General features: G+C 70.3%; 21 protein-coding genes. 13 read left to right on the top strand and 8 right to left on the bottom strand.

What is annotated here, in order from left to right:
• The first annotated feature begins 171 nt into the window (after positions 1–171).
• The 3 genes from ehuR (at position 172) to ACGTNF_RS09290 (ending at position 3,165) form a co-directional block, all read left to right on the top strand.
• Positions 172–1,575 (top strand): MocR-like ectoine utilization transcription factor EhuR, encoded by a 1,404-nt coding sequence (ehuR, locus tag ACGTNF_RS09300; RefSeq protein WP_394601460.1) that lies wholly within the window; start codon positions 172–174, stop codon positions 1,573–1,575.
• 16 nt (positions 1,576–1,591) lie between these two features.
• A complete protein-coding gene (locus ACGTNF_RS09295) occupies positions 1,592–2,527 on the top strand; it encodes a 2-hydroxyacid dehydrogenase (protein WP_394601459.1) in 936 nt (311 codons plus the stop codon).
• Positions 2,528–2,595: 68 nt separating this feature from the next.
• On the top strand, positions 2,596–3,165 hold the full coding sequence (locus ACGTNF_RS09290; RefSeq protein WP_394601458.1) for a nicotinamidase: 570 nt from the start codon (positions 2,596–2,598) through the stop codon (positions 3,163–3,165).
• A gap of 177 nt (positions 3,166–3,342) precedes the next feature.
• Here the strand turns inward: ACGTNF_RS09290 and ACGTNF_RS09285 are convergent, their stop codons facing one another.
• Positions 3,343–3,900 (bottom strand): DJ-1/PfpI family protein, encoded by a 558-nt coding sequence (locus ACGTNF_RS09285; protein ID WP_016855704.1) that lies wholly within the window; start codon positions 3,898–3,900, stop codon positions 3,343–3,345.
• A gap of 198 nt (positions 3,901–4,098) precedes the next feature.
• Here ACGTNF_RS09285 and ACGTNF_RS09280 point away from each other — a divergent pair, with 198 nt between their 5' ends.
• From ACGTNF_RS09280 to ACGTNF_RS09240, 9 genes are all read left to right on the top strand, one after another.
• On the top strand, positions 4,099–4,755 hold the full coding sequence (locus ACGTNF_RS09280; RefSeq protein ID WP_394601457.1) for a hypothetical protein: 657 nt from the start codon (positions 4,099–4,101) through the stop codon (positions 4,753–4,755).
• Between the two features lie 106 nt (positions 4,756–4,861).
• The gene (locus ACGTNF_RS09275) at positions 4,862–5,794 is read left to right on the top strand and encodes a LysO family transporter (protein WP_394601456.1); all 933 of its coding nucleotides are present in this window, start codon (positions 4,862–4,864) and stop codon (positions 5,792–5,794) included.
• 236 nt (positions 5,795–6,030) lie between these two features.
• Positions 6,031–7,077 (top strand): LacI family DNA-binding transcriptional regulator, encoded by a 1,047-nt coding sequence (locus tag ACGTNF_RS09270; RefSeq protein ID WP_394601455.1) that lies wholly within the window; start codon positions 6,031–6,033, stop codon positions 7,075–7,077.
• 85 nt (positions 7,078–7,162) lie between these two features.
• The gene (locus tag ACGTNF_RS09265; protein ID WP_394601454.1) at positions 7,163–8,599 is read left to right on the top strand and encodes an ATP-binding protein; all 1,437 of its coding nucleotides are present in this window, start codon (positions 7,163–7,165) and stop codon (positions 8,597–8,599) included.
• The gene (locus ACGTNF_RS09260; RefSeq protein ID WP_394601453.1) at positions 8,596–9,312 is read left to right on the top strand and encodes a response regulator; all 717 of its coding nucleotides are present in this window, start codon (positions 8,596–8,598) and stop codon (positions 9,310–9,312) included. Before ACGTNF_RS09265 ends, ACGTNF_RS09260 begins: the two co-directional genes overlap by 4 nt.
• 104 nt (positions 9,313–9,416) lie before the next feature.
• The gene (locus tag ACGTNF_RS09255; protein WP_394601452.1) at positions 9,417–10,103 is read left to right on the top strand and encodes a Spy/CpxP family protein refolding chaperone; all 687 of its coding nucleotides are present in this window, start codon (positions 9,417–9,419) and stop codon (positions 10,101–10,103) included.
• A 184-nt stretch (positions 10,104–10,287) separates the two neighbouring features.
• On the top strand, positions 10,288–12,339 hold the full coding sequence (betT, locus tag ACGTNF_RS09250) for a choline BCCT transporter BetT (RefSeq protein WP_394601451.1): 2,052 nt from the start codon (positions 10,288–10,290) through the stop codon (positions 12,337–12,339).
• 177 nt (positions 12,340–12,516) lie between these two features.
• Entirely contained in the window at positions 12,517–12,885 is a 369-nt protein-coding gene (locus ACGTNF_RS09245) for a DOPA 4,5-dioxygenase family protein (protein WP_394601450.1), read from the top strand.
• A gap of 12 nt (positions 12,886–12,897) precedes the next feature.
• Positions 12,898–13,371, top strand: a complete 474-nt coding sequence (locus ACGTNF_RS09240) for a CreA family protein (RefSeq protein ID WP_394601449.1) — start codon at positions 12,898–12,900, stop codon at positions 13,369–13,371.
• A gap of 277 nt (positions 13,372–13,648) precedes the next feature.
• Here the strand turns inward: ACGTNF_RS09240 and exaC are convergent, their stop codons facing one another.
• Entirely contained in the window at positions 13,649–15,169 is a 1,521-nt protein-coding gene (gene exaC, locus ACGTNF_RS09235) for an acetaldehyde dehydrogenase ExaC (protein WP_152478180.1), read from the bottom strand.
• 157 nt (positions 15,170–15,326) lie between these two features.
• Between exaC and ACGTNF_RS09230 the strand changes: the two genes are divergently transcribed.
• The gene (locus ACGTNF_RS09230; RefSeq protein ID WP_394601448.1) at positions 15,327–16,034 is read left to right on the top strand and encodes a LuxR C-terminal-related transcriptional regulator; all 708 of its coding nucleotides are present in this window, start codon (positions 15,327–15,329) and stop codon (positions 16,032–16,034) included.
• A gap of 16 nt (positions 16,035–16,050) precedes the next feature.
• On the opposite strand, the gene ACGTNF_RS09225 is transcribed toward ACGTNF_RS09230, so the two are convergent.
• The 6 genes from ACGTNF_RS09225 to ACGTNF_RS09200 form a co-directional block, all read right to left on the bottom strand.
• A complete protein-coding gene (locus ACGTNF_RS09225) occupies positions 16,051–17,400 on the bottom strand; it encodes a hybrid sensor histidine kinase/response regulator (RefSeq protein WP_394601447.1) in 1,350 nt (449 codons plus the stop codon).
• Complete coding sequence (gene nosP / locus ACGTNF_RS09220; protein WP_394601446.1) at positions 17,384–18,544, bottom strand: nitric oxide-sensing protein NosP; 1,161 nt, start codon at positions 18,542–18,544, stop codon at positions 17,384–17,386. Before nosP ends, ACGTNF_RS09225 begins: the two co-directional genes overlap by 17 nt.
• A gap of 106 nt (positions 18,545–18,650) precedes the next feature.
• Positions 18,651–20,834: an ATP-binding protein gene (locus ACGTNF_RS09215; protein WP_394601445.1), complete on the bottom strand. Its 2,184-nt coding sequence runs from the start codon at positions 20,832–20,834 to the stop codon at positions 18,651–18,653.
• A gap of 18 nt (positions 20,835–20,852) precedes the next feature.
• Complete coding sequence (locus tag ACGTNF_RS09210) at positions 20,853–21,359, bottom strand: putative pterin-binding protein (protein ID WP_394601444.1); 507 nt, start codon at positions 21,357–21,359, stop codon at positions 20,853–20,855.
• Positions 21,360–21,471: 112 nt separating this feature from the next.
• The gene (locus tag ACGTNF_RS09205) at positions 21,472–22,290 is read right to left on the bottom strand and encodes a DUF2189 domain-containing protein (protein WP_152478174.1); all 819 of its coding nucleotides are present in this window, start codon (positions 22,288–22,290) and stop codon (positions 21,472–21,474) included.
• Positions 22,291–22,521: 231 nt separating this feature from the next.
• Positions 22,522–22,950 (bottom strand): universal stress protein, encoded by a 429-nt coding sequence (locus ACGTNF_RS09200; RefSeq protein WP_394601443.1) that lies wholly within the window; start codon positions 22,948–22,950, stop codon positions 22,522–22,524.
• Positions 22,951–22,956: the final 6 nt, after the last annotated feature.

The following is a 22,956-nucleotide window of genomic DNA, read 5'->3' as shown; positions in this document are numbered from 1 at the left end:
GGCCATCTCCATGCCGGGAGATGCCGGGGCGCCAAGGCGGTTGACGGCCATGCGAGGGGCCGCTTGAATTGTCATGATTGATGACATCACAATGCATGACAATTTCAGTCAATGTCTTTCTGCCGATACTAGCACCCCCACTTGGCCGACGGTCAAAGGCTTTATTGGATCATGACAATCGACCTGACTCCCTTCCTTCAGGACAGCGGCCCCAAGTATCTGGCCATCGCCCGCGCGCTGTCCGAGGCGATCCGCCAGGGCGAGCTCACGCCCGGCACTCGACTGCCGCCCCACCGCCGGCTGGCCGAGACGCTGGGCGTGAGCGTGCAGACCGTCTCGCGGGCCTACGCCCAGGCCGAGAAGATGGGCCTGGTGCAGTCTCGCGTGGGCAGCGGCACCTGGATCAACGCCCTGGACGACGCCCGGGAGTCGGCCTACCTGCGCGGCCAGGAGCCGCGCCAGGAGAGCACGCTGGTCGACCTCTCCATCGCTCACCCGGTGTGTACGCCGAGCCACCAGCTGCGCTTTCGCGAGACCCTGGCCTCACTGGCCGAGCAGCTGCGCCCCGAGGTGATCGCCGCCAACCGCCCCATCGCCGGCCTGCTCCACCAGCGCGAGCGCGCCAGCGACTGGCTGGCCGATACCCTCGGCGTGCCCGGCGGCCCCGAAGACCGGGTGCTGTGCAACGGCGCCGCACACGGCCTGATGCTGGCCATCTCCACCGTGGTCCAGCACGGCGACCTGGTGCTCACCGAGGCGCTCACCGACCACGGCCTGATCGCCCTCTCGCGCACCCTGGGCTTCCAGCTGCGCGGCGTGGCCATCGACGAGCGCGGGGTGATTCCCGAAGCCCTCGACCTGGCCTGCCGGCGCCTGCGGCCGCGCGCCGTGTGCCTGACCCCGACCCAGCTCAACCCCACCGGGGCGACCATGGACGAGGCCCGACGCGATGCCGTGGCGCGGGTGCTCGACCACCACGGTGTATGGCTGATCGAGGACGACGTCCACGCGCTGCTCGAGCCACCTGGGCTCACGCCGCTGGCCGCCCGGCTGCCGCACCTGTGCTTCCACGTCACCAGCCTGACCAAGGTCGCCCTGCCGGGGCTGCGCGCCGGCTATCTGAGCGTGCCCCGCGGCCAGCTGCACCACACCCTGCCGCGCATGCGCGCCACCACCTGGATGGCCACTCCGCTGATCTTCGAGCTGGCCGACGCCTGGCTCGCCGACGGCACCCTGGCGCAGCTGGCCGACGAACAGCGCCAGCGGCTGAGCGAGCGCCAGCGCCTGGCCGGCCGCCTGCTCGGCGGCCACGAGTTCAGCGCCCGCCCCTCCAGCCTGCACCTGTGGCTGTCGTTGCCCGTGGCCTGGCGGCCCGAGGAGCTGCAGCAGCAGGCCGAGCAGGAAGGCATGACCGTCACGACCGCCACGCCCTTCATGGTCGAGCAAACTCCGGCGCCGCGACGCATCCGCCTGAGCCTCGGCGCCGAACCGGACCTCGACCGCCTGGAGGGCGCCCTGTCGCGCCTCGCCGCGCTGCTCGACGAGGCACCGCCGCCGATGCAGATCATCTACTGACACGAAGGAGAACGTCATGCGAGTCCTGGTCCACACCGACGCCGCCGAGGCCTGGCGCGAGGCCCTGGCCGAACGCCTGCCCGACGCCGAGATCCTCACCAGCGCCGCCCCCGCCGACGAGCGCCGCCGCGCCGACTACCTGGCGGCCTGGAAGCCCTCCGCCGCGCTGCTCGGCGAGCTCACCGCGCTCAAGGGCATCGTCAACCTCGGCGCCGGGGTCGACGCCCTGCTCGACAATCCCGCCCTGCCCCGGGGCGTGCCCATCGTCAAGCTGCGCGACGCCGGCATGGCCGGACCCATCGCCGACTACGCGCGCTACGGCGTGCTGCACTTCCAGCGCGACTTCGACCGCTATCGCCGCCAGCAGGCACGCACCGAGTGGCGCGAGTGTCCGCCGGTCGACAAGGCCGACTGGCCGGTGGGGGTGCTGGGACTCGGCGCCATCGGCGCCAGGGTGGCGCAGGCGCTGGCCGACGACGGCTTCCCGGTGCACGGCTGGAGCCGCTCGTCCAGGACGCTGTCCGGCGTGCGCTGCCATCACGGCGACGACGGCCTGCGTGAACTGCTGCCCGAGGTGAAGAGCCTGGTGCTGCTGCTGCCCGACACGCCGGCGACTCGCGGCATCATCGACGCCGAGGCCCTGGCCGCGCTGCCCGAGGGCGCCAGCCTGATCAACCCGGGGCGCGGCAGCCTGATCGACGAGGCGGCGCTGCTCGACGCCCTGGGCGACGGCGAGGCGGAAGGCCGGCTGCGCGGCGCGCTGCTCGACGCCTTCCCCGAGGAGCCGCTGCCGGCATCGAGCCCGCTGTGGTCGCATCCGCGGGTGCTGGTCACCCCGCACATGGCCGGCCCCACGCCGCTCGGCGAGGCGCTCGATCAGGTGGCCGAGGCGCTGCGCGCCATGGATGCCGGCGAGGACGTCGAGACCATCGACCCCGAGGCGGGTTACTGATGCCCGACACGGACGCCGCCTCGGGGCATACGCTGAAGGGAACGTCAGCGACCCCGAAGGAGGAAACGATGCCGCAAGCCCAGCTGGACTACGGCCCCGCGGACGCGCTGCTGGTGGTGGACATGCAGAACGACTTCTGCGAGGGCGGCGCCCTGGCCGTCGCCGGCGGCAACGCCCTGGTGCCGGGCATCAACGCCGAGATCGCCGCCGCCCGGGCCGGCGGCGCGCCGATCGTCGCCTCCCGGGACTGGCACCCCATCGATCATGTCAGCTTCGTCCACCGCGGCGGCCCCTGGCCGGTGCACTGCGTGCAGGACACCCCCGGCGCCGACTTCCACCCAGAGCTCGACCTCGACGCCGATACGCTCCGCGTCAGCAAGGCCACCGCCTTCGACGCCGACGCCTACTCGGCCTTCGACGGCACCGGCCTGGCCGACTACCTGCGCGAGCGCGGCGTCACCCGAGTGATCGTCTGCGGCCTGGCGCTGGACGTCTGCGTGCGCGCCACGGTGCTCGACGCCCGCCGGCACGGCTTCGAGACCCTGCTGCTCGAATCGCTCAGCGCGGCGGTGGACCCGCAGGCCGTGGCCGACTGCCGTGCCGCCTTCGACGGGGCCGGCGCCAAGGTCATGCCGTGAGGGGCGCGCCATGCCATATCGGCCCGCCGAGCGTCGACGAGCTGTCCTGCAGGCGGGACGCATGTGCCGGGCAGAAGCTCAAGCACTCCCCCGGCGGGATCCATCGGCCCGGGCGCCAGCCAGTCTTCCGCCGGATCGACGAGGCGCCCTGACGTCCTTGCCGGGGGCGGCGCCGCCTTACAGCAGCTCGTTGAAGCGCGCCAGCCAGGCCGGATGCGCCGGCCAGGCCGGGGCGGTCACCAGCTTGCCGCTGACGATGGCCTCGTCCATGCCGATCTCGGCGTAGTCGCCGCCGGCCAGGTGCACCTCCGGGGCGCAGGCGGGATAGGCCGAGACCCGGTAGTCGGCCAGCGACACCGCGGCGGCCAGCAGCTGGGCACCGTGGCAGATGGCGGCCACCGGCTTGTCGGCGTCGAAGAAGTGGCGCACCAGCTCCAGCACCCGCTCGTCCAGGCGCAGGTACTCCGGCGCCCGGCCGCCGGGAATCACCAGCGCGTCGTAGTCGCCGGCGGCGACCTCGGCGAAGGTGGCGTTGAGGGTGAAGTTGTGCCCCGGCTTCTCGGTGTAGGTCTGGTCGCCCTCGAAGTCGTGGATGGCGGTGCGGATGCTGTCGCCCTCGCGCTTCTCGGGGCACACCGCATCCACCCGGTGGCCCATGGCCTGCAGGGCCTGGAACGGCACCATGATCTCGTAGTCCTCGACGAAGTCGCCGGCGATAAGCAGCAGTCTGGCCATGACAACACCTCCTGTGAAAGACGAAAATGAAAGCCTGCCCCGCCAGCCTAACCGCTCATCGATGACGCGGCCATGCCAGCGAGGCGTCAACGAGATCACCGTCGAGCATGCCCGGCGAGAATACCGGCGGGGAACCCGGCGGCCGCCGCGCCCTCTCAATCGAGCCACCCCGATGTTCTTTCCCGCGAGGAATTCCCGATGACGTTTCGCCCACCGCGCCGCGCCCGGCTGCTGGGCCTGGCGCTGTTGATCACGGCCCTGCCGAGCCTGGCCGCCACCGCGCCCCAGCCCTTCGACGCCCGCTACCACCTGGAGGTCTCGGGCTGGCCGGATATCGATATCGACCACCGACTGTCGCAGCAGGCCGGCCACTGGCAGAGCGAGATGCGCGCCAGCCTGCCCGGCGCCAAGGGCCACGAATGGGGCCGCTTCCGGCTCGACGACGAGCGGGTCAGCTCGCTGCACTACGCCGCCGGCTACTCGCTGCTGGGCATCAGCCGCGCCTACTCGCTGGAACGGGACGATCTGGCCCCGCTGCCCGATCGCCAGAGCGCCCTGGTGGCGCTGGCCCGCCGCGTCATCGACGACGCCGACGACCAGGGCCGGCTGCGCTATCGCGACCACCGCGGCCGCGAGGAACGGCTCGACTATCGGGTGCTGGATCGCGCGCCCGTGACCCTGCCGACGGGTCGCTTCGAGGCGGTGCGCGTGGCGCTGGCCGAGCCCGACGAGGACGACCGCCGCATGGAGATCACCTTCGATGCCCGGCGCCCGGGCCTGCTGCTGGGCATGGCCTACTACCGCGACGGCGAGCGCAAGAGCCGCCTGTCGCTGACCCGGCTGGGCGACGACTGAGGCCGCTGCCCCCGCGCCAACAAGCTGCTAGAGTGGCCGATTTTGGCCGTCGCCGACGGCCAGCACGGGCAAGAATCGCGCAAGACATCGGAGAAGGAACTCTCGCATGCTCACCGGACTGCTGATCGTCCTGCTGCCACTGATCCTCGGCTATCTGGTCCGGGTGCGTCGCGACGCCGTCATGGCGGCGATCAACCGCGGCGTCAGCGCCTCGATCTACGCCATCCTGCTGCTGATGGGCGTGAGCCTGGCCGGGCTCGACGACCTCGGCGGCCAGTTCTCGCGCATGGGCGGCCAGGCGCTGCTGCTGCTCGGCGTGACCTCGGCCTTCAACCTCGTCGCCCTGGGCTGGCTGTCGCGGCGGCTGCGCCTGGCCGTGGACTCGAGCCAGGCGGTGGCCGGCGCGCCCACCAGCAAGCTGGCCGCCATGGCCGGCTCGCTGGCGCTGGTCGGGGTGGTGTTCGCCGGCATCGTGCTCGGCCTGGCGATCCATGTTCTGTTCGGCGGCGCCGAGGCGCCCTTCGCCTGGGCCGAGCGCCTGTCGGAATGGGTGCTCTACGCCCTGCTGGCGCTGATCGGCTGCCAGCTCAGGAACTCCGGCATGCCGCTCAGGCAGATCCTGCTCAACCGCCACGGGCTGGCCATCGCCGTGACCCTGGGGGCCAGCTCGTTGATCGGCGGGCTGGTCGCCGCCCCGCTGCTGGACCTTTCCTGGAACGAGGGCCTGGCCATGGCCGCCGGCTTCGGCTGGTACTCGCTGTCGGGCATCCTGATCGGCGACGCGCTGGGGCCGCTGCTCGGCGGCGTGGCCTTCTTCAACGACCTGGGCCGCGAGCTGCTGGCCTTCGTGCTGATCCCGCTGGTGATCGGCCGTCACCCGGCGCTGGCCATCGGCTACGGCGGCGCCACCTCCATGGACTTCACCCTGCCGGTGATCCAGCAGCACGGCGGCGTCAACTGCGTGCCGGTGGCGGTGGTCTCGGGCTTTATCCTCTCGCTGCTCTCGCCACCGCTGATCCTGTTCCTGCTGACACTGTAACGCTGGCCTCCGACGCCCTCCTCTCGCTGCGTGCTCCACCCTGCCCGCCGCCGATCCTGTAGTTTCTTATCCGGCGCCATTCACCATGCCCGCCCGCGCCACGGCACGGGCGGGCATACCGCCGATGATGCGGTCCTCGGTCACTGTTCATCAGCGGCATGGGCGGCTATGATAGGCTCCTAACTAAATCGATGCAGAGGCGACCCCGTATCGCCGCCAGAGAAGCGAGCCATTCCGTGTCTTCGTCACGCCGCATCACCCTGAAGGAGCTGGCCCATCACCTCGGTGTGTCCACGGCCAGCGTGTCCAACGCCTTCAACCGCCCGGACCAGCTGTCTCACGACCTGCGAGAACGGATCCTCGCCGAGGCCCACCGGCTGGGCTACCGCGGCCCCGACGCCAAGGCCCGCAGCCTGCGTACCGGCCGCTCACAGATCGTCGCGGTACTGCTTGCCGATAGCCTGGCCTACAGCCTCAACGATGCCGTGGCCAGCGAACTGCTGTCGGGCATCGCCGAGGTACTGGACGCCCATGGTCACACCCTGCTGCTATCCGGGCGACAGACGAACGATCGAATACCGGGCTCGGCGGGCATCGCCGACGGTTTCATCGTCTACGGCCTGATGCCCAGTCCCTCGCTGCTCGGCGACCTGCCCTCGCAGCACCCCCAGGTGGCGGTGGACTTCGACATCTCGGGCCAGGCCAGCGTCCACGTGGATAACGAACCCGCGGCACACGCCATCGCCTGCCATGCGCTGAGGACGCCACCGCGTCGTGCCGGCATCATCAACCTGCGCCTCACTGAGCAGGCCTGCAACGGCCGCATCGGCCCCGGACAGACCCTGCTGTCGGCCAGTCAGACCATCACCCGCGCTCGCCTGGACGGCTTCTATCGAGCCTTCGACGAGCACGGGATCGACACCACGGCGGTGCCGATGTGGAACGTGGAGGAGAACACCCACGAGGTCTGTACGCCGGTGATCGAGGGAATCCTCGATCTTCCCGACGAGGAGCGCCCCGACCTGCTGATGTGCATGTCCGACCGCATCGCCCTGACGGTACTGACCCTGGCCGAGCGGCGAGGCCTGCGGGTGCCCGAGGACCTGCGCATCACCGGCTTCGACGGCATCGCCGAGGGCCAGTATCGGGCTCCGTGCCTGACCACCGTGCGTCAGGACAGCGTCGAGAAGGGCCGCATCGCGGCACGCATGGTGCTGGGGCTGGAGCCGGAAGCGTCCCGCCTGCTCGGCACCGAGTTGCTGATCGGCGAAAGCTGCCCCTGAGCGGACTTGCACCGGAATTGCATCCTCCCGGTGACCCGGTGCGCTACGCTAGGACACTTTGCCCGTTCAGCCGAGAGCCCGTGCCATGTCCCTTCGCCACGCCCTGAACCCGGCCGTGTCCCGACTCGGCGTCAAGCTGTTCGCGATCATCCTGATCGTCAACGTCGCCATCTCGGGACTGGTCTTCATCGCCGTGTCGAGAAGCCTCGACCAGGGCTTCATCGAGTACCTGAACCGCACCCAGACCCATCGCGCCGAGACCCTGGCCACCGGGCTCGCCGACGAGTGGGCCCGGCGCGGCGACTGGCAGTGGCTGCGGCAGTCGCCGCGGGCCTGGCACCATCTGGTGCGGCGCCAGCTTTGGCCCGGCGAGGCACCGCCGGAGGGGCTCGAGAGCCGCCTGGGCGATCCCAAGGACTTCGTGCTCCATGACGCCAACGGCCTGCCGGTGATCGGCCTGCCGCCGGACAACGACCTGGAGGCCGCGGAGCTGCGCTGGCTGCCCATCGTCAGCGACGGCGAACGCGTCGGCACTCTGGGCTACCGCCCGCCGCAGCAGCTGATGGCGCGCATGGACCGCCTCTTCCTCACGCAGCAGCAGCGCAACCTGGCGATCATCGTCGCCGCCCTGGGGCTGGCCTCGCTGCTGCTCGCCGGCGGGCTGTCCTGGTGGCTGGGGCGCCGCGCCCGCGGCATGACGCTGGCCACCCGCCGGCTCACCGAGGGCGACTACAGCATCCGCCTGCCCGAGCGCGGCCGCGACGAGCTATCGAGCCTGGCGCGGGACTTCAACGTGCTGGCGGCCACCCTCGAGGCCAGCCGCGAGGCGCGCAGCCGCTGGGTCTCGGACATCGCCCACGAGCTGCGCACCCCCCTCGCCGTGCTGCGCGGCGAGATCGAGGCGATGCAGGACGGCATCCGCCCACTGGATCTGGACAGCCTCGGCTCGCTGGGCCAGGAAGTCGACCAGCTGGAGCGCCTGGTGGCCGACCTGCGGCTGCTGTCCCAGAGCGATGCCGGTGCCCTGGAGGTGCAACTGGCACCGCTGGACCTGGCCGCCAGCCTGGGCGATCGCCTCGCCGAGGCCGGCACCTGGCTGCATGATGCCGACATCACGCTCGAGACCGACATCGAAGGCCCGGCCTGGATCCGCGGCGACACCCAGCGCCTGCGCCAGCTGTGGACGAACCTGCTCGACAACACCTGCGCCTATACCCACACGCCAGGACGGCTGCGGGTCACACTCACGCAAACAGGCGACCATTACCGGCTGTGCTGGGAAGACAGCGCGCCCGGCGTGCCCGAGGCGGAGATGCCGCGGCTCACCGAGCGCCTCTACCGGGTCGAGGGCTCGCGCAATCGCGCCAGCGGCGGCAGCGGCCTGGGCCTCTCCATCGCCATGGCCCTGGCGCGCGCCCACGGCGCCGAGATGACCCCCAGTGCCTCGTCGCTCGACGGGCTATGCTGGACCCTGACCTTCCCCGCCATCGCCGATCATCAGCTCAGGGAGGAAGACGCATGAGCACAACGGAACTCGCGACCGATACCGTCCTGATCGTCGAGGACGAACCCAAGATCGCCCGCCTGGTGGCCGACTACCTGACGGGCAGCGGCTTCGCGCCGCATCACCTGGAGCACGGCGACGCCGTGATGCCCTGGCTGGAGGAGCGCGAGGCGCTGCCCGAGCTGGTGCTGCTGGACCTCATGCTGCCCGGCACCGACGGCCTGACCCTGTGCCGCGAGATCCGCCAGCGCTGGCCCGGGGTAGCGATCATCATGCTCACCGCCCGGGTCGAGGAGGTCGACCGCCTGCTGGGCCTGGAGCTCGGTGCCGACGACTACATCTGCAAGCCGTTCAGCCCCCGCGAGGTGGTGGCCCGGGCCCGGGCCGTGCTGCGCCGCAGCCGCGCCGCCACCGCGGCGCCGGAGGAGGCACCGGAGGAGGCCCAGCTGAGCCTCGACGACGAGGGCTGGCGGGCGCTGGCCGACGGCCACGACCTGGCGCTGACCGCGGTGGAGTTCCAGCTGCTGCGGGTGATGATGCACTCCCCGGGGCGCATCTTCTCCCGCGAGCAGCTGATGGATCACATGTACCGCGACCATCGCATCGTCTCCGAGCGCACCGTGGACAGCCACGTCAAGAAGCTGCGCAAGAAGATCGCCGAGGTCTGGCCCGAGCGCGAGATCATCCGCTCGGTCTACGGCGTGGGCTACAAGTACCAGCCGGAGGAATGATTCCCGGGCAGCGTCCTCGATGTTTGCACGCTGACTGCAAATCGCTTGCACGCCCAAGGGCGACAGTGAAGGCGTCCATTCGCGGCCAAAGAGGATTGCCCGAGATGAAAAAGACCAACCTGACCCGCACGCTGTTCGCCCCCGCCCTGCTCGCCGCCGCCATCGCGCCGCTGGCGTTCACTGCCAACGCCGGCCAGGGCGGCCCCCATGGCCAGCCCCAGCCGAACGGCGTCCACGCCGAGCAGCACGAGGCACTGTTCGACCGCGCCGGCATCGACGCCGAGACCCGTGACGAGCTCGCAGAGGCCGAGCAGGAACATCGCGAGGCCATGCGCGAACTGCGCCACGACTACCGCGAGCAGATCGACGAGATCCTCGACGATGAGCAGCGCGCCGCGCTGGACGAGGCCCGCCAGGAGATTCACCAGGAGCATCGCGCCGAGCGGCGAGACGCCATCGAGGCACGCATCGACGCGGTGGTCGACGGCTGGGACCTCGACGACGAGACCCGCCAGTCGCTGGACGAGCTGCGCCACGCCTTCATGGAGGATGCCCAGGCGCTGAAGGCCCAGTCGTTCGACTCCCGCGACGAACGCCGCCAGGCCTGGAAGGCGATGCGCGACCAGCACCACGATGCCTTGGCCGAGCTGCTGAGCGAGGAACAGATCGGCGAGCTGGAGCAGGCCATGCGCCCGCCCCATGACGGTCACGGCCATCGTGGCGAGCGCGGCCATCACGGCAAGCCGGGCCCGCACGGCGGTCCCGATCAGGACGAGCAGGCTGCCGAATAACGCCTTAACTTCAAAACGTTATACTCCACCCACGCCCGGCCACTGGTCGGGCGTTTTCGTGCCCGGAAGATAAAGAATACTTCGCCTTGGGCGCCTTGCTGTTGCAGGCGCCGGGGGATGTGCGTATTTTATTTGAACGTTCATTCAAAAAAAGAAGTCGCCCTGCGACAGGAGTCATTTGCGAATGTCGGATAACACCGCCCATCCCGAGCGACGAGATCGCATCAATCGCACCGTCTTTCACGGCAGCGTGGCAGGCATCCTGATCTTCCTGGTGCTGACCATGACGTTCACCGAGGAGGCCGGCGCCTTTTTCGACGCCGCCCTGGCCTGGGTGAGCGACACCTTCGGCTGGTACTACCTGCTGGCCGCCGTGGTCTACCTGGTGTTTGTGATCGCCATCGGCTGCTCCCGCGTCGGCAACATCCGACTCGGCCCGGACCACGCCCGGCCCGAGTTCTCGTTGCTGTCCTGGGCCTCGATGCTGTTCGCCGCGGGCATCGGCATCGACCTGCTGTTCTTCTGCGTGGCCGAGCCGCTGTCGCACTACCTGGCGCCGCCGGACATGGCGCCGGAGAGCGCCGCGGCCATGCGCGCCGCCGTGCCTCAGACCTTCCTCCACTGGGGCCTGTCCGGCTGGGGCATGTACGTGCTGATGGGCATGGCGCTGGCGTACTTCAGCTATCGTCATCGCCTGCCGCTGGCCATCCGCAGCGCCCTCTACCCGCTGCTCGGCAAGCGCATCAACGGCCCGATTGGCAACGCCGTGGACATCACCGCGGTGATCTCTACCGTGTTCGGCATCGCCACCAGCCTCGGCATCGGCGTGATGCAGCTGAACTACGGCCTGACCTTCATGTTCGGCGTGCCCGAGAGCCTGACGACTCAAGTGGTGCTGATCGTACTGGTGATGATCCTGGCCACCATCTCGGTGATCACCGGGGTCGAGAAGGGCATCCGCCGGCTGTCCGAATTCAACATGGCGCTGGCCGTGGCGCTGCTGCTGTTCGTGCTGTTCGCCGGCAACACCCTGCACCTGCTCGACGCCATGGTGCTCAACGCCGGCGACTACCTGAGCGGCTTTGTCGGCAAGAGCTTCGACACCTACGCCTTCGCCGGCGAGGATGCCCAACAGTGGAAGGGCTGGTGGACCATCTTCTTCTGGGGCTGGTGGATCGCCTGGACGCCCTTCGTCGGCCTGTTCCTGGCCCGCATCTCGCGCGGCCGCACCATCCGCGAGTTCGTGCTGGGCGCCCTGCTGCTGCCGCTCGGCTTCATGATGGCCTGGATGTCGATCTTCGGTAACAGCGGCATCGAGATGGTCGCCAACCAGGGCCTCGTCGAACTGGGCGAGCAGGCGCTGAACGCGCCTCAGACCACCATCTACACCTTCCTCGAGCAGTATCCCTACATCGGCATCACCGCCTCGGTGGTGACCATCCTCGGCATCGTGTTCTTCGTCACCTCCGCCGACTCCGGCGCGCTGGTGCTGGCGAACTTCACCTCCATCCTGTCGGACGTGAACCACGACGCCCCGATCCGCCTGCGCGTGTTCTGGTCGGCCACCATCGGCCTGGTGACCGTGGCCCTGCTGATGGCCGGCGGCCTCTCGGCGCTGCAGAGCGCGGTGGTGATCACCGCCCTGCCCTTCTCGCTGGTGATCTTCGCCATCATGGCCGGCATGAGCCGCGCCCTGAAGCTGGAGTGCACCAAGGCCGACACCCGTCGCCAGCTCGGCGGCACCGGCATCCAGGGCGACTGGCGCGAGCGCCTCGACCGGGCGCTGGACACCTCCAACCGCGCCGGTGCCGCCGCCACCCTCGAGCACGCCATCCGGCCGGCGCTGAACCAGTTCGCCGAGGAGCTCGAGCGTCGCGGCCAGCCGGCCACGGTGACCGAGGAAGAGGTCGAGGGCGAACCGTTGCGTCAGCTGACCCTGCAGGTGGACTTCGACGACGCCGCCAGCTTCGTCTACCAGGTGCGGGCCCACCGCCTGCGCACCCCGAGCTTCCTGCCGGTGGACGACGACTACTACGTGCGCTTCGACGTCTACCTCAACGAGGGCGGTCTGGAGCAGGATCTCAACGGCTACAGCCGCGCCCAGGTGATCCACAACGTGGTCACCGAGTACGAGAGCCACATCTACTTCCTGGCCCGCGCCGGTCAGGAAAACGCCAACGTCCAGGCGATGCCGGGCTCCGTGGGCGAGCCGCCCCAGGATCTCAATCCGGCCTGAGCCTGACGCTCCGTGCCCTGACGACGGCGACCCTCGGGTCGCCGTCGTCGTGTGTGGCCCACCCACAGGAGCGCGGTCGATGACGCCCGCGCCCGACCCGGCCCTACGTCAGGTAGAGCCGCCTCGCGCTGCCATCCCGCAACGGTTACCCTGACGGTGCCCAGCCAGGAGACCGTCATGAGCGACACCCCGCCCCTCACCGACCCGACCCGCATCCGCTACTACCACGCCCACCTCTACTACCGCGACGCCGCCGGCCTGGCCGAGGCGCGCCGCATCGCCGAGGTCGCCGCCGCGCGCTTCGAGATCCGCGTCGGGCGCTTCCACGAGCGGCCGGTGGGGCCCCATCCGCTGTGGAGCTGCCAGCTCTCCTTCGCCCCCGAGACCTTCGGTGCCTTCATCCCCTGGCTGGCGCTGAACCGCGGCTCGCTGGACGTGCTGGTCCACCTCGGCACCGACGACGATCTCTTCGATCACACCCAGGGCGCCATGTGGCTCGGCCACAGCCACCCCCTGGACCTGAGCCAGTTCGGCGACCAGACCTGACGGGAGACCGACGTGTTGACACTGCGTACCCCCCTGATCGGCCTGCTCCTGGCGGGGCTCGCCGGCTGCGGCAACGACAACGAGGTCGGCGACGTCTCGCTGGGCCTGTTCACCACCAAGGACATCAAGATCGAGAGCCTCGTCGATCCCAAGATTCCCGGCGTGACCTGCCATCTCAGCAACATCGACGCCGACCTGGACCTGGCCGATCCGTCCGACACCAGCCTGGCCTGCCGCCAGACCGGACCGATCACCGCGGACATGCTCACCGACATCGATACCTCGCCGTCCGGCGAGCTGCTCTACCGCCGCTCCCAGAGCGTGCTGTTCAAGAGCCTGAAGCTGCGCCGCATCTTTGATGCCGAGAGCCAGTCGCTGCTGTACCTGGCCTACACCACCAAGGAGAGCAGCGGCAGCTTCAAGCACGCCCTGAGCAGCGTGCCGCTGTGGGGCACCCAGGCCTGGCAGGCGGCCGCGTCTCCCTGACGCCGCTGCCCCGAGGCCGAAAAGCCCTCGCCCGAGCCAGCACGGGGCCAAAAAAAGCGGGGCGCGACCCGAGTCGCGCCCCGCCTCGTTCGGGGTCCGCTGACGACCCGCCCCACGGCGGCGTTCACGGTCTATCGTTGTCCTGCTGGACGGGGGATGCCCGCCGCCATCGGGCGGCGGACTGCGTCAGGGGGGAGTGCCCCGGGGCTGCGCCCGGGGCGGGACCTGCCGTCATCACGGCGCCATGTCGCGGGCGCGGCGATCGGCCGCCGGGGGCCTAGAAGAAACCCAGCGGATTGATGTCGTAGCTGACCAGCAGGTTCTTGGTCTGCTGATAGTGCTCGAGGGCGACCTTGTGGGTCTCGCGGCCGACGCCGGACTTCTTGTAGCCGCCGAAGGCGGCGTGGGCCGGATACTGGTGGTAGCAGTTGGTCCACACCCGGCCGGCCTGGATGCCGCGGCCCATGCGGAAGGCCACGTTCATGTCGCGACTCCAGACCCCGGCGCCGAGGCCGAACTCGGTGTCGTTGGCGATGGCCAGCGCCTCCTCCTCGTCCTTGAAGGTGGTCACCGCGACCACCGGGCCGAAGATCTCCTCCTGGAAGACGCGCATCTTGTTGTGGCCCTTGAGCAGGGTCGGCTGGATGTAATAGCCGCTGTCATAGGCCGGATCGAAGCGCTCCTTGTCGCCGCCGGTCAGGAACTCGGCACCCTCCTCGCGGGCGACGTCCATGTAGGACATGATCTTGTCGAACTGCTCCTGGGAGGCCTGGGCGCCGACCTTGACGTCGGTATCCAGCGGGTTGCCGCGGGTGATGGTCGCGACCTTCTCCATCACCTTGGCCATGAAGGCGTCGTACATCGACTCCTGGATCAGCGCCCGCGACGGGCAGGTGCACACCTCGCCCTGGTTGAAGAACGCCAGCACCAGGCCCTCGGCGGCCTTGTCGATGAACTCGGGCTCGGCGTTCATGATGTCGGCGAAGTAGATGTTCGGCGACTTGCCGCCCAGCTCCACGGTGGAGGGGATGATGTTCTCGGCGGCGCACTTGAGGATGTGCGAGCCCACCGGGGTCGAGCCGGTGAAGGCGATCTTGGCGATCCGGGTGCTGGTGGCCAGCGCCTGGCCGGCCTCGGCGCCGTAGCCGTTGACCACGTTGACCACGCCCGGCGGCAGCAGGTCACCGACCAGCTCCATCAGCTTGAGGATCGAGGCCGGGGTCTGCTCGGCGGGCTTGAGCACCACGCAGTTGCCCGCGGCCAGCGCCGGCGCCAGCTTCCACACCGCCATCAGGATGGGGAAGTTCCAGGGGATGATCTGGCCCACCACACCGAGCGGCTCGTGGAAGTGATAGGCCACCGTGTTGGCGTCGATGTCCGCCGCGGTGCCTTCCTGGGCGCGGATGCAGCCGGCGAAATAGCGGAAGTGGTCCACCGCCAGCGGCAGGTCCGCATTGAGCGTCTCGCGCACCGCCTTGCCGTTGTCCCAGGTCTCGGCCACGGCCAGCGCTTCCAGGTTCTGCTCGATGCGATCGGCGATCTTGAGCAGGATATTGCCGCGCTCGGCGGCCGAGGTCTTGCCCCAGGCCGGGGCGGCGGCGTGGGCGGCGTCCAGCGCCTTGTCGATGTCCTCGGCGGTGGAGCGGGGAATCTCGCAGAACGGCTTGCCGTTGACCGGGCTGACGTTGTCGAAGTACTGGCCCTTGACCGGCGGGACGAACTCGCCGCCGATATAGTTGCCGTAGCGCGCATCGAAGCTGACCACGGACTCGGGGCTGCCGGGGTTGGCGAAGATCATGGCGTGTCTCCAGCGGTTGTGATTATGTGAGTACCCTCCCAGTCTTGGCCAGCCCCGGCGTCTGAGACATACTGCGATGGCAGGAGAGCGCCTCCTCCTTCGGTAGGAGACCCGGAGGCACGACAGGCAGGCGGCCGAGCGATCCAAGGAGTCCCGAATGAATACCCTGATGGTGGCCGACGACCACCCGCTGTTTCGCGAGGCGATCGGCGCGGCGATCCGCGCCGGCCTGCCCAGCTGCCGGCTGCTCGAGGCCGGCAGCCTCGACGACGCCCTCAAGGGCATCGCCGAGGAAGAGGAGGACATCGACCTGCTGCTGCTCGATCTGGGCCTGCCCGACGCCGCGGGGCTGGCCGGCCTGGAACGGCTGCGCGAGGCCTGCCCGGCGCTGCCGGTGGTGGTGGTCTCCGCCGAGCGCGAACGCAACCTGATCCTCGAGTCCATCGCCCTGGGCGCGGTGGGCTACATTCCCAAGTCGACGCCGCGGCGCGCGATGCTCGAGGCCCTGCGTCAGGTGCTGAGCGGCCAGATCTACCTGCCGCCGGACATCATGCGCCGACCGCCGGCCCCGACCGCGGACGATCACGACGCCTTCGCCACGCCCGCCGCCCCGAATGCGCCCTCGCCGCTGGACAGCCTCACCGACAAGCAGCTCGAGGTGCTCGCCCGCCTCGCCCGGGGCGACGCCAACAAGGTGATCGCCCGTGACCTCGACATCGCCGAGACCACGGTCAAGACCCACGTCTCGGCGATCCTGCGCAAGCTCAACGTCGGCAGCCGGGTGCAGGCCATCCTGGCCGCCGACCAGGGCGAGCTGGCCGCCCGGCTGGCGCGCCTGTCGCCCGCGGCCCGGCACCACGACTAGGCGATGTCTGGAACGCCTAGGCGCTGCCCGCCTCCAGCCGATTCGCGATCAACAGCCTCAGCCGCAGCGGCTTCACCGGCTTGAGCAGGCAGTCGTAGCCGCGCTCCCTCGCCCGCTGCTTGAGCTCGCCGTCATGGCTGGCGGTGATCACCACCACACCGAGCCTGGGATGCCTCCGGCGCAGCCGGTCCGCCACGCTGAGCCCGTCGGGGCCGCCCGGCGCCAGGTGATAGTCGACCAGCAGCAGATCGGCACGCTCGCGGCGGCTCACCGCCTCCAGCGCCGCCGGCGTGGCCGCGCAGCGCACCCGGCAGCCCCAACCCTCCAGCAGCGCCGCCATGCCCTCGAGGATCGCCGGGTCGTCATCGAGCACCCAGATTCGCGCCCCGGACAGATCATGCATGCCCTGCGGCGCCTCCGCCGGCGGCGTCTCGATGCGCCGGCCGTAGGGCACCCGGATCGAGAACAGCGCCCCGCGCCCCGGCCGCGAGGCCAGGTGCAGCGGATGGTCGAGCATGGTGGCGATGCGATCGACGATGGCGAGCCCCAGCCCCAGGCCGCGATCGCCCTCGGCCGGCTCGGTCACGGCGCGACGGAACTCGAGGAAGATCGCCTGCTGCTGGGCCTCATCGATGCCGGGCCCGGTATCGCCGACCAGGATCTCGAGCCCATCGGGGCGGCGCCGGCAGCCCAGCAGCAGCCGGCCGCGCTCGGTGTAACGCACCGCGTTGGTCAGGAAGTTGCGCACCACCCGGGCCAGCAGCGCCAGATCGGAGCTGACCACCGCCTCGCTCGGCACGTAGCGGAACTCGAGCCCGCGGGCGCCGGCCAGCTGGCGGAATTCCTCGGCGATCACGTCGAGCAGCTCGGCCACCGGGAAGGCCGCGATGTCCGGGGTCAGCACGCCCGCGTCCAGCCTCGAGATGTCCACCAGGGTGCCGAGCAGCGACTCCACGTCCCTGAGCGAGCGGCCGATATGGCCGACCTGACGCGCCGCCGCCTCGGGCAGCGCCTGGTCCTCCAGGGCGCTGGCGAACAGCCGTGCGGCGTTGAGCGGCTGCAGCAGGTCGTGGCTCACGGCGGCCAGGAAGCGGGTCTTGGAGCGGTTGGCCGCCTCGGCCTCGGCCCGGGCCTCCTCCAGCGCCTCGAGGGTGCGATGCAGGCTGTCGGTGCGCTCGCGCACCTGCTCGGCGAGCAGCACGGCGCGCTCGAAGGCGCCGTAGGGCGCGCCGTCGGCCATGCCGGCGGATTCCACCCGCTCGATCAGCGCACCGCAGATGCGCCGCAGCCGCGCGTTCTCCTCCACCAGCGCCCGCTCGCGCTCGGTGTCGGGCTCGATGTCTGGCCGCTCAGCCCCGAGATCCAATCGCCACCCCTGTGAAGGTCTGGTTGATGTGCCGCCCCTGGTGCTGCTCGCCGTAGGTGTTGAAACCCACCACCCGGGCCTCGGCCAGCAGCCGCGAGGCGTCCTCGACCCGGCCCAGGGCCTCCAGCTCCAGGCGCCGCAGGAAGCAGTCGCAGCCGAGGATCAGTGCCGGTGGGCCGAGGCGACGCCCCAGGCCGTCCAGCACCCCGGCCAGCTCCTCGAGCATCGGCGCCGGCTGCATGGCGGTGAGCACGATGCCGTTCTCCACCGCACAGTAGAAGCGCAGCCCGCCGTCATCGTCGACCCGCTGGATCGAGCGCACGTAGTGGTCCTCGCCGATGCGCACCGCCAACGGGTGGCGGGCGAACACGCCGGCGTCCAGCGCCGCCACCGGCCGCCCCACCAGGCGCGCGTATTCCTCGGCGGCGGGCGCGGCGTTGAGCTCCAGCACCCGACGCCGCTCGCGGTCCACCGCGGTGACCACCAGCTTCTCCCGGCGAGGGCGCAGATGATGGGTGGTGAAGACCTCGAAGGGCCGGCGGCTGGCGATCATGACCACCACCGCCGAGGCGTCGTGGAAGCCGCCCTCGGCGTAGACGTAGGTGTGGCTCAGGCGGTTGTCGTCGCCGGCCGAGCCGCCGAAGTTGGGAATGCCGCCGAGCGCGGCCTCGAGGGTCGAGAGCACCTGCTCCTCGCTACTGGAGAGGCCGTCGAGCAGGGTCAACACGAAGGGGCGCGCCTCGGCGTCGGGCGCCCGGCGCCGGCAGTCGGCGAGCAGGCCGTCGACCAGCCGCTGCGCCTGGGGCAGCGCGAAGGCATCGAGATCGGCGACCCGCGCACAGCCGATGGCGAAGTCGTCGCGATCGAAGCCGATGGCCACGATGCAGCCCCGACCGTAGCCCGCCGGGGTGATCTCGCCGGCGGTGGTGCAGCCGGCCAGGGGCACGGGGGCGAAGGCTCGCTCCAGCGCCTCGCCGAGCGCCGCCAGGGGGTAGTCGGCGCTGCAGAAGAACAGCACGAAGCCGAGCCCGGGGCCGGCCAGCGCCTCGGCCAGCTCGGCGGCGGCCCGCTCGGGGTCGAGGCTGTCGCTGGCGGCCGTGCGCGGCGAGGCCGTCGGGGAAGAAGAACCGGGGGCGTCGAACATGGCAGCCTCGCGAGGACGGGATGGGCGCAGTGTAGGCGGGCGCCGCCCCGGCCCACAATGCGCGGATGGCATGAGGCCCGGCCCGCTCGTGGCGATGAGGCCGGCCTCAGGTCGCCGCGACCTCGCCGTCGAGTGCCGCCAGGGCCTCGTCCAGCCGCTGGCGCAGCGCGGCCAGGGCGGCGTCCTCGCCGTCCAGGGTGGCGTCGCGGGCGGCATGCTCCAGCCGCGCGGCCAGCGCCGCGACCCGCACGGCGCCGAGGGTGGCGGACTCGCCCTTGAGCTGATGGGCCAGATGCTGCACCCGCTCCGCTTCGCCGGCCTCGAACGCCACGGCCAGCGCCGCGAGACGGTCCGCGGCGTCCTGACGATAGCGCGCCACCAGCGTCGCCAGGGCCTCGGCGTCCAGGCTGTCGCGCAGCGCCGCCATCACTTCGTCGTCCAGGGTCGGCTCCGCCGTGGCGGGCGCGGCGTCGGGCGCCGGCATGGCCGGCCGCGGCCGGCCATCGCGGCAGGCCAGGTGACGATGCAGCACCTTGAGCAGCGAGGCCTGCAGCAGCGGCTTGGCCAGATAGCCGTTCATGCCCGCCGCCAGGCAGCGCGCCTGATCGCCCAGCGGGCCGCCCGCGGTCATCGCCACGATCGGCATGTCGGCCAGCCAGCCGCCGCGGGAGCGGATGCGCCGGGTGACCTCCAGGCCGTCCATGTCCGGCATCTGCACGTCCATGAACACCAGGTCGAAGCGCTCCCGGTCGATGCTGGCCAGGGCCTCGGCGCCGGAGCTCGCCAGGCTGGCACGACAGCCGAGCTTGGTGAGCATGGCCATTGCCACTTGCTGATTGACCGGGTTGTCCTCGACCACCAGCAGGCGGGCGTCGCACAGCGAGGCGGTGTCCATGGGCCGCGCGGACGCCGGCGCGTCCGACGGGGCGTCCGCCTCGATCAGCGGCACCCGGAACCAGCAGCGGCTGCCCTCGCCCGGCCGGCTGTCGATGCCGATCTCGCCGCCGAGCGCCTCGACCAGCCGCTTGCTGATCGCCAACCCCAGGCCGCTGCCGCCGAAGCGACGCGCCGTGCCGGGATCGCCCTGGCGAAAGGGTTCGAACAGGCGTGCCTGCTGTTCGGCCGTGATGCCGCAGCCGGTATCGCTCACCGCGAAACACAGCCGCCCCTCGTCGTCACGTTTCGCCTCCACGCGCACCGCGCCGCTATCGGTGAACTTCACGGCGTTGGACAGCAGGTTCAGCAGCACCTGGCGCAGCCGTCCGGCATCGCTGATGACATGGGCCGGCAGCGTCGTATCGAGGCCACACTCGAGCCGCAGGCCCCGAGCCTCGGCGTGGGGGCGGAACAGCGAGACCGCGCCCTCGACGAGCTCGGACAGGGCCAGGGCGCGATGCTCGAGCTCCAGACGGCCGGCCTCGATCTTGGAGAAGTCCAGGATGTCGTTGATCAGCTCCATCAGGCGACCGGCGCTCTCGTGGATGGTATCGGCGTAGTGGCGGGCACGCTCGGGCAGCGGCTGCTCCACCAGCAGGTCGCTCATGCCGATCACGCCGTTGAGCGGGGTGCGGATCTCGTGGCTGACGGTGGCCAGGAACTCCGACTTGGCCTGGCTGGCCGACTCGGCGCGCCGGGCTGTGGCCTCCAGCTCGCGGCTGAGCGATTCCAGCGCGCGGCGCGCGGCGGCGTTGTCGCGGGCCTCGCGGATCAGGAAGGCGACCACCAGCATCGCCGCCACGCTCATGCCCAGGATCAGCGCCAGCAGCAGGCCATAGAGCCACTGCAGGCGATCGCGCTCGTGGGTCGACACGCTCGCCAGGTGGCTGTTGAGGGTGATGATCAGGCGTTCGGCGGGCTGACTGATACGGCCCAGGTGTTCGATCAGGTCCTGACGCGCGACGGGCCCCAGGGCGTCGAGGACCTGCAGCCGCGTATCCAGTGCCTGCAGCTGCTGCTCGATCTCGTCGACCAGGCGGTCGGAGGCGGGAATGCGCTCGATCAGCGCGGCGATCTTGCCGCCGCGCAGCAGCATCAGCCGGCTGTAGAGCAGCTCGAAGCGCAGTCGCGCTTCATCGAGCGCCTCGGGATCGGCGTCGCTCAGGGCCAGGTAGCTGCGCAGCTCGACGGCGTCACGATCCAGCTTGTAGGCGTGCCAGACGGTGTCGCCGCCGACCCGCCACACCAGGCTGTCCTGGCGCCAGGCGACCAGCCCGACCATCAGGATGGCGGCGACGAACAGCAGCAGGGCCGCGACGACGCCGAGCTTCAGGCGCAGCGGAGAATGGCGCACCGGGCGGCTCCTCGTCGGTCAGTGGATCTCGATGCGCGCCACCTGCCAGACCGAGCGAAAGCGGATTTCCTCGTTGCGCAGTTCGGGGCGTTCATCGAAGGGATAGAGCACGAACAGCGGGCCCAGGCGGCGGATCGGCATGGGTTCGCCGTCACGCGTCATCGCCAGGATGACGCCGTAGCGGCTGAAGTCGCTGACCGGCACCTCAGCCTCGAAGCCGTTGAGCGCCATCACCCGGGCCTCGTCGCCCCGGGCCCCCACCGCCTCGAGAAGCGCCTCGCCCAGCGGCCCCGCGTAGCGGGCCGAGTCCTCGTGCCAGGGAGTATGGGTCTCGATGGTGCGCGACGGCAGCGCCTCGAGCATGGCCCGGTCGAAGCGCGCCTCGCCGTCGCCGTTGGTGCGCGAGATGTCACCGCTGACGGTCAGCATCACGCCCCCCTCGGGCTCGGGCAGGGATTCGGCGGCGGTCGCCACCAGGCTCCAGGATAGGGCCAGGATCAATGGCAGCAGGCGTCGAAGGCGCATGTCGGGGCTCCGGTTTTACGGTCTCGGCGCCAAGATTACGCGAATCCCGCCACGCCGTCAGGCGCCGGCACCCACCCCGCCCCGGCACGCCCTGCCCCGGGCACGCGCGGCGTCAGGCCGCCTCGTCCCCCTCCACGAGCTCGATCCGTACCAGGTCCTCGTAGGCATGCCAGCTGGCATGGCCGAGCACCGGCAGGATCAGCGCCAGGCCGATGTAGAAGGTGGCCACGCCGACCATCACGCAGCCGGTGATGATGGCGGCCCACAGCATCATCGGGCGCAGGTTGGAGGCCACCGCACGGATGCTGGCCTCGATGCCCTCCATGAAGGTCAGGTCCTGATCCATCAGGGTCGGAATCGCCACCACGCTGATGGCGAAGGCGCCGAAGGCCAGCAGCGCCCCGACCGCCGTGCCCACGGCCAGCATGCCGAGCCCCTCCGGGGTGGTCAGCAGCGTCGCATAGAGGGTCGCCGGGTCGGGCGCGCCGAGGCCGAAGAACAGCGCGAACAGCAGGGTGGCGAGACGAATCCAGGCGAGGAAGAAGATCATCATCATCACGCCCATCATCGCCAGCGATCCGACATGGCCGGTCCAGGCCCCGAAGGCGTCGCCGAGGGTCGGCTCGCGCCCGGCCTCCAGCGACCGGCTGATGCCGTAGGAGCCCACCGCCACCAGCGGGCCAAGGAACATGAAGCCGGCGATCAGCGGCAGCAGCCAGTGCCATAGCCCCAGCACGAAGGCCCCGGCGGTGATGGCGATGCTCAGCCCCACCCAGAACAGCCCGTAGGCCAGGCTGACCGCCGTGGCGCGTCGAAAGTCCGCGACGCCTTCGGCCAGCCAGATTCGCGGCTTGTCCATGCCGACCGACCGAATGCGGATTCGCACCCGAGAACCCTCCTTACCGCCGCTCTTCGTGGCTGCTGCACACATGGTGACACCCCCGTTTGCCGACGCTGAAGTCCCGGACTCGCCGGGCAGGACGGGCGGTCGCCAGCGATTCCAGGCCCGGCATCACGCCCCGTCACTGGTTACTCTAGCCGTTCCCCCGCGCCCCCGCCGTGATTCGGATCATGCCGCCGGATGGCAAAACCCGAGCGGTGAAACGACGACGCCCACGCCCCCGGGCGGGGACGTGGGCGTCGCGGGCGCCGGGCGCGGGCGTCAGCGCACGATCATCACCGACATCTTGCTGTGGTGCACCACGTGCTCGGCGTTGGGGCCCAGCACGTAATCGGCGAACTTGCGCTTGTTGTGGGACGCCATCACGATCAGGTCGACCTCGAGCTTCTTGGCCGCCTTGATGATCGCCTCCCAGGGCGAGCCGTCGACGATCACGCTCTGAACCTGAACATCATCCGGCACGTGCTGCTGAATGAACTCGTGCTGCGCCTTGGTCACCTCCTCATGGGCCTTGGCGGCGAAGTTCTCGGGGAAATAGGCCCCCACCAGCGGCATGCGATAGTCCGGCAACACCGTTACCACGTGCAGCGAGGCACCGAAGCTCTTGCACAGCGCCAGCGCCGTCGGCAGCGCCTTGGTCCAGGAGGACTCCTCGTTGAGGTCCACCGGCAACAGGATCTTGCTATACATGGGTCA

Origin of the sequence: Halomonas sp. B23F22_10 (assembly GCF_043496975.1) — a bacterium.
GTDB lineage: Bacteria > Pseudomonadota > Gammaproteobacteria > Pseudomonadales > Halomonadaceae > Halomonas > Halomonas smyrnensis.
This window is presented reverse-complemented; position numbering and strand designations above follow the sequence as displayed.

What these genes read in the sequence shown, in the direction of transcription:
- ehuR (WP_394601460.1), top strand. Translation starts at nt 172, where the DNA reads ATGACAATCGACCTGACTCCCTTCCTTCAGGACAGCGGCCCCAAGTAT.
- ACGTNF_RS09295 (WP_394601459.1), top strand. Translation starts at nt 1,592, where the DNA reads ATGCGAGTCCTGGTCCACACCGACGCCGCCGAGGCCTGGCGCGAGGCC.
- ACGTNF_RS09290 (WP_394601458.1), top strand. Translation starts at nt 2,596, where the DNA reads ATGCCGCAAGCCCAGCTGGACTACGGCCCCGCGGACGCGCTGCTGGTG.
- ACGTNF_RS09285 (WP_016855704.1), bottom strand. Translation starts at nt 3,900, where the DNA reads ATGGCCAGACTGCTGCTTATCGCCGGCGACTTCGTCGAGGACTACGAG.
- ACGTNF_RS09280 (WP_394601457.1), top strand. Translation starts at nt 4,099, where the DNA reads ATGACGTTTCGCCCACCGCGCCGCGCCCGGCTGCTGGGCCTGGCGCTG.
- ACGTNF_RS09275 (WP_394601456.1), top strand. Translation starts at nt 4,862, where the DNA reads ATGCTCACCGGACTGCTGATCGTCCTGCTGCCACTGATCCTCGGCTAT.
- ACGTNF_RS09265 (WP_394601454.1), top strand. Translation starts at nt 7,163, where the DNA reads ATGTCCCTTCGCCACGCCCTGAACCCGGCCGTGTCCCGACTCGGCGTC.
- ACGTNF_RS09260 (WP_394601453.1), top strand. Translation starts at nt 8,596, where the DNA reads ATGAGCACAACGGAACTCGCGACCGATACCGTCCTGATCGTCGAGGAC.
- ACGTNF_RS09255 (WP_394601452.1), top strand. Translation starts at nt 9,417, where the DNA reads ATGAAAAAGACCAACCTGACCCGCACGCTGTTCGCCCCCGCCCTGCTC.
- betT (WP_394601451.1), top strand. Translation starts at nt 10,288, where the DNA reads ATGTCGGATAACACCGCCCATCCCGAGCGACGAGATCGCATCAATCGC.
- ACGTNF_RS09245 (WP_394601450.1), top strand. Translation starts at nt 12,517, where the DNA reads ATGAGCGACACCCCGCCCCTCACCGACCCGACCCGCATCCGCTACTAC.
- exaC (WP_152478180.1), bottom strand. Translation starts at nt 15,169, where the DNA reads ATGATCTTCGCCAACCCCGGCAGCCCCGAGTCCGTGGTCAGCTTCGAT.
- ACGTNF_RS09230 (WP_394601448.1), top strand. Translation starts at nt 15,327, where the DNA reads ATGAATACCCTGATGGTGGCCGACGACCACCCGCTGTTTCGCGAGGCG.
- nosP (WP_394601446.1), bottom strand. Translation starts at nt 18,544, where the DNA reads ATGTTCGACGCCCCCGGTTCTTCTTCCCCGACGGCCTCGCCGCGCACG.
- ACGTNF_RS09210 (WP_394601444.1), bottom strand. Translation starts at nt 21,359, where the DNA reads ATGCGCCTTCGACGCCTGCTGCCATTGATCCTGGCCCTATCCTGGAGC.
- ACGTNF_RS09205 (WP_152478174.1), bottom strand. Translation starts at nt 22,290, where the DNA reads ATGTGTGCAGCAGCCACGAAGAGCGGCGGTAAGGAGGGTTCTCGGGTG.
- ACGTNF_RS09200 (WP_394601443.1), bottom strand. Translation starts at nt 22,950, where the DNA reads ATGTATAGCAAGATCCTGTTGCCGGTGGACCTCAACGAGGAGTCCTCC.